This is a genomic window from Streptomyces niveus (assembly GCF_001723055.1).
GTDB classification, from domain to species: Bacteria; Actinomycetota; Actinomycetes; order Streptomycetales; family Streptomycetaceae; genus Streptomyces; species Streptomyces niveus.
On the sequence record NZ_MDCR01000126.1, the window covers coordinates 1 to 4,990 of the forward strand.

Below are 4,990 nucleotides of genomic sequence, written 5' to 3' on the forward strand. Positions count from 1 at the left end.
CATTCACGGAGAGTTTGATCCTGGCTCAGGACGAACGCTGGCGGCGTGCTTAACACATGCAAGTCGAACGATGAAGCCTTCGGGTGGATTAGTGGCGAACGGGTGAGTAACACGTGGGCAATCTGCCCTGCACTCTGGGACAAGCCCTGGAAACGGGGTCTAATACCGGATAACACTGTCCCCCTCCTGGGGGACGGTTGAAAGCTCCGGCGGTGCAGGATGAGCCCGCGGCCTATCAGCTTGTTGGTGGGGTAATGGCCTACCAAGGCGACGACGGGTAGCCGGCCTGAGAGGGCGACCGGCCACACTGGGACTGAGACACGGCCCAGACTCCTACGGGAGGCAGCAGTGGGGAATATTGCACAATGGGCGAAAGCCTGATGCAGCGACGCCGCGTGAGGGATGACGGCCTTCGGGTTGTAAACCTCTTTCAGCAGGGAAGAAGCGAAAGTGACGGTACCTGCAGAAGAAGCGCCGGCTAACTACGTGCCAGCAGCCGCGGTAATACGTAGGGCGCAAGCGTTGTCCGGAATTATTGGGCGTAAAGAGCTCGTAGGCGGTCTGTCACGTCGGGTGTGAAAGCCCGGGGCTTAACCCCGGGTCTGCATTCGATACGGGCAGACTAGAGTGTGGTAGGGGAGATCGGAATTCCTGGTGTAGCGGTGAAATGCGCAGATATCAGGAGGAACACCGGTGGCGAAGGCGGATCTCTGGGCCATTACTGACGCTGAGGAGCGAAAGCGTGGGGAGCGAACAGGATTAGATACCCTGGTAGTCCACGCCGTAAACGTTGGGAACTAGGTGTTGGCGACATTCCACGTCGTCGGTGCCGCAGCTAACGCATTAAGTTCCCCGCCTGGGGAGTACGGCCGCAAGGCTAAAACTCAAAGGAATTGACGGGGGCCCGCACAAGCAGCGGAGCATGTGGCTTAATTCGACGCAACGCGAAGAACCTTACCAAGGCTTGACATACACCGGAAAGCATCAGAGATGGTGCCCCCCTTGTGGTCGGTGTACAGGTGGTGCATGGCTGTCGTCAGCTCGTGTCGTGAGATGTTGGGTTAAGTCCCGCAACGAGCGCAACCCTTGTTCTGTGTTGCCAGCATGCCCTTCGGGGTGATGGGGACTCACAGGAGACCGCCGGGGTCAACTCGGAGGAAGGTGGGGACGACGTCAAGTCATCATGCCCCTTATGTCTTGGGCTGCACACGTGCTACAATGGCCGGTACAATGAGCTGCGATACCGCAAGGTGGAGCGAATCTCAAAAAGCCGGTCTCAGTTCGGATTGGGGTCTGCAACTCGACCCCATGAAGTCGGAGTTGCTAGTAATCGCAGATCAGCATTGCTGCGGTGAATACGTTCCCGGGCCTTGTACACACCGCCCGTCACGTCACGAAAGTCGGTAACACCCGAAGCCGGTGGCCCAACCCCTTGTGGGAGGGAGCTGTCGAAGGTGGGACTGGCGATTGGGACGAAGTCGTAACAAGGTAGCCGTACCGGAAGGTGCGGCTGGATCACCTCCTTTCTAAGGAGCACTTCTCACCAGGCTTCGGCTTGGTCAGAGGCCAGAACACCGGCGAATGTCCGGTGCTGGTTGCTCATGGGTGGAACGTTGACTATTCGGCACGGTTCTTCAGGATCCTCCAAGTACTGCTTCGGCGTGGAACGGTGGATGGTGAAGGACTGTGCCGGGCGCGCTGTTGGGTGTCTGAGGGTACGGGCAGTTACTGCTTGTGTCTTCGGGATGCCGGCCCCGGTGAACTCACTGTGTATGCGGTGGGGTGGCGGGTGGTTGGTCGTTGTTTGAGAACTGCACAGTGGACGCGAGCATCTGTGGCCAAGTTTTTAAGGGCGCACGGTGGATGCCTTGGCACCAGGAACCGATGAAGGACGTGGGAGGCCGCGATAGGCCCCGGGGAGCTGTCAACCGAGCTTTGATCCGGGGGTGTCCGAATGGGGAAACCCGGCAGTCGTCATGGGCTGTCACCCGCTGCTGAACACATAGGCAGTGTGGAGGGAACGAGGGGAAGTGAAACATCTCAGTACCCTCAGGAAGAGAAAACAACCGTGATTCCGGGAGTAGTGGCGAGCGAAACCGGATGAGGCCAAACCGTATGTGTGTGATACCCGGCAGGGGTTGCGCATGCGGGGTTGTGGGATCTCTTTTCTGTCGTCTGCCGGCGACAGGACGAGTCAGAAACCGTTGGTGTAGGCGAAGGACATGCGAAAGGTCCGGCGTAGAGGGTAAGACCCCCGTAGCTGAAACATCAACGGCTCGTTTAAGAGACACCCAAGTAGCACGGGGCCCGAGAAATCCCGTGTGAATCTGGCGGGACCACCCGCTAAGCCTAAATATTCCCTGGTGACCGATAGCGGATAGTACCGTGAGGGAATGGTGAAAAGTACCGCGGGAGCGGAGTGAAATAGTACCTGAAACCGTGTGCCTACAAGCCGTGGGAGCGTCGCTGGCAGCACTTGTGCTGTCAGTCGTGACTGCGTGCCTTTTGAAGAATGAGCCTGCGAGTTTGCGGTGTGTTGCGAGGTTAACCCGTGTGGGGAAGCCGTAGCGAAAGCGAGTCCGAATAGGGCGTCATAGTAGCGCGCTCAAGACCCGAAGCGGAGTGATCTAGCCATGGGCAGGTTGAAGCGGCTGTAAGAGGTCGTGGAGGACCGAACCCACCAGGGTTGAAAACCTGGGGGATGACCTGTGGTTAGGGGTGAAAGGCCAATCAAACTCCGTGATAGCTGGTTCTCCCCGAAATGCATTTAGGTGCAGCGTCGTGTGTTTCTTGCCGGAGGTAGAGCACTGGATAGGCGATGGGCCCTACCGGGTTACTGACCTTAGCCAAACTCCGAATGCCGGTAAGTGAGAGCGCGGCAGTGAGACTGTGGGGGATAAGCTCCATGGTCGAGAGGGAAACAGCCCAGAGCATCGACTAAGGCCCCTAAGCGTACGCTAAGTGGGAAAGGATGTGGAGTCGCAGAGACAACCAGGAGGTTGGCTTAGAAGCAGCCACCCTTGAAAGAGTGCGTAATAGCTCACTGGTCAAGTGATTCCGCGCCGACAATGTAGCGGGGCTCAAGCGTACCGCCGAAGTCGTGTCATTTCAGCATGAGGGCCAACGCCCGCTGGGATGGGTAGGGGAGCGTCGTGTGCCGGGTGAAGCCTCCGCGGAAGCGAGGGGTGGACGGTTCACGAGTGAGAATGCAGGCATGAGTAGCGATACACACGTGGGAAACGTGTGCGCCGATTGACTAAGGGTTCCTGGGTCAAGCTGATCTGCCCAGGGTAAGTCGGGACCTAAGGCGAGGCCGACAGGCGTAGTCGATGGACAACCGGTTGATATTCCGGTACCCGCTTTGAAACGCCCAGTGTTGAATCCATTAATGCTAAGACCGTGAAGCCGTTCCGGACCCTTCGGGGAATGGAAAGTGGTGGAGCCGTTGACCCGAGGTGGTAGTAGGCAAGCGATGGGGTGACGCAGGAAGGTAGTCCAGCCCGGGCGGTGGTTGTCCCGGGGTAAGGGTGTAGGACGCACGGTAGGCAAATCCGTCGTGCATATAGTCTGAGACCTGATGCCGAGCCGATTGTGGTGAAGTGGATGATCCTATGCTGTCGAGAAAAGCCTCTAGCGAGTTTCATGGCGGCCCGTACCCTAAACCGACTCAGGTAGTCAGGTAGAGAATACCGAGGCGTTCGGGTGAACTATGGTTAAGGAACTCGGCAAAATGCCCCCGTAACTTCGGGAGAAGGGGGGCCATTTCTGGTGATCATCTTTACGGTGTGAGCTGGGGGTGGCCGCAGAGACCAGCGAGAAGCGACTGTTTACTAAAAACACAGGTCCGTGCGAAGCCGTAAGGCGATGTATACGGACTGACGCCTGCCCGGTGCTGGAACGTTAAGGGGACCGGTTAGTCACATTTCGGTGTGGCGAAGCTGAGAACTTAAGCGCCAGTAAACGGCGGTGGTAACTATAACCATCCTAAGGTAGCGAAATTCCTTGTCGGGTAAGTTCCGACCTGCACGAATGGCGTAACGACTTCTCGACTGTCTCAACCATAGGCCCGGTGAAATTGCACTACGAGTAAAGATGCTCGTTTCGCGCAGCAGGACGGAAAGACCCCGGGACCTTTACTACAGTTTGATATTGGTGTTCGGTTCGGCTTGTGTAGGATAGGTGGGAGACTTTGAAGCTTGGACGCCAGTTCAGGTGGAGTCGTCGTTGAAATACCACTCTGGTCGTGCTGGATGTCTAACCTGGGTCCGTGATCCGGATCAGGGACAGTGTCTGATGGGTAGTTTAACTGGGGCGGTTGCCTCCTAAAGAGTAACGGAGGCGCCCAAAGGTTCCCTCAGCCTGGTTGGTAATCAGGTGTTGAGTGTAAGTGCACAAGGGAGCTTGACTGTGAGACCGACGGGTCGAGCAGGGACGAAAGTCGGGACTAGTGATCCGGCGGTGGCTTGTGGAAGCGCCGTCGCTCAACGGATAAAAGGTACCCCGGGGATAACAGGCTGATCTTCCCCAAGAGTCCATATCGACGGGATGGTTTGGCACCTCGATGTCGGCTCGTCGCATCCTGGGGCTGGAGTCGGTCCCAAGGGTTGGGCTGTTCGCCCATTAAAGCGGTACGCGAGCTGGGTTTAGAACGTCGTGAGACAGTTCGGTCCCTATCCGCTGCGCGCGCAGGAGTCTTGAGAAGGGCTGTCCCTAGTACGAGAGGACCGGGACGGACGAACCTCTGGTGTGCCAGTTGTCCTGCCAAGGGCATGGCTGGTTGGCTACGTTCGGGAGGGATAACCGCTGAAAGCATCTAAGCGGGAAGCCTGCTTCGAGATGAGGACTCCCACCCACTTGATGGGGTAAGGCTCCCAGTAGACGACTGGGTTGATAGGCCGGATATGGAAGCACCGTGAGGTGTGGAGTTGACCGGTACTAATAGGCCGAGGGCTTGTCCTCAGTTGCTCGCGTCCACTGTGTCAGTTCTGAA

Annotated in this window: 2 rRNA genes; both read left to right on the forward strand. The window is 57.6% G+C overall.

The window, feature by feature from the left end:
* Positions 1-2 precede the first annotated feature (2 nt).
* A 16S ribosomal RNA gene (locus BHU15_RS16360) occupies positions 3-1,526 on the forward strand.
* A 310-nt stretch (positions 1,527-1,836) separates the two neighbouring features.
* Positions 1,837-4,959: ribosomal RNA gene (locus tag BHU15_RS16365) — 23S ribosomal RNA — on the forward strand.
* The 16S and 23S rRNA genes sit together here, the layout of an rRNA operon.
* Positions 4,960-4,990: the final 31 nt, after the last annotated feature.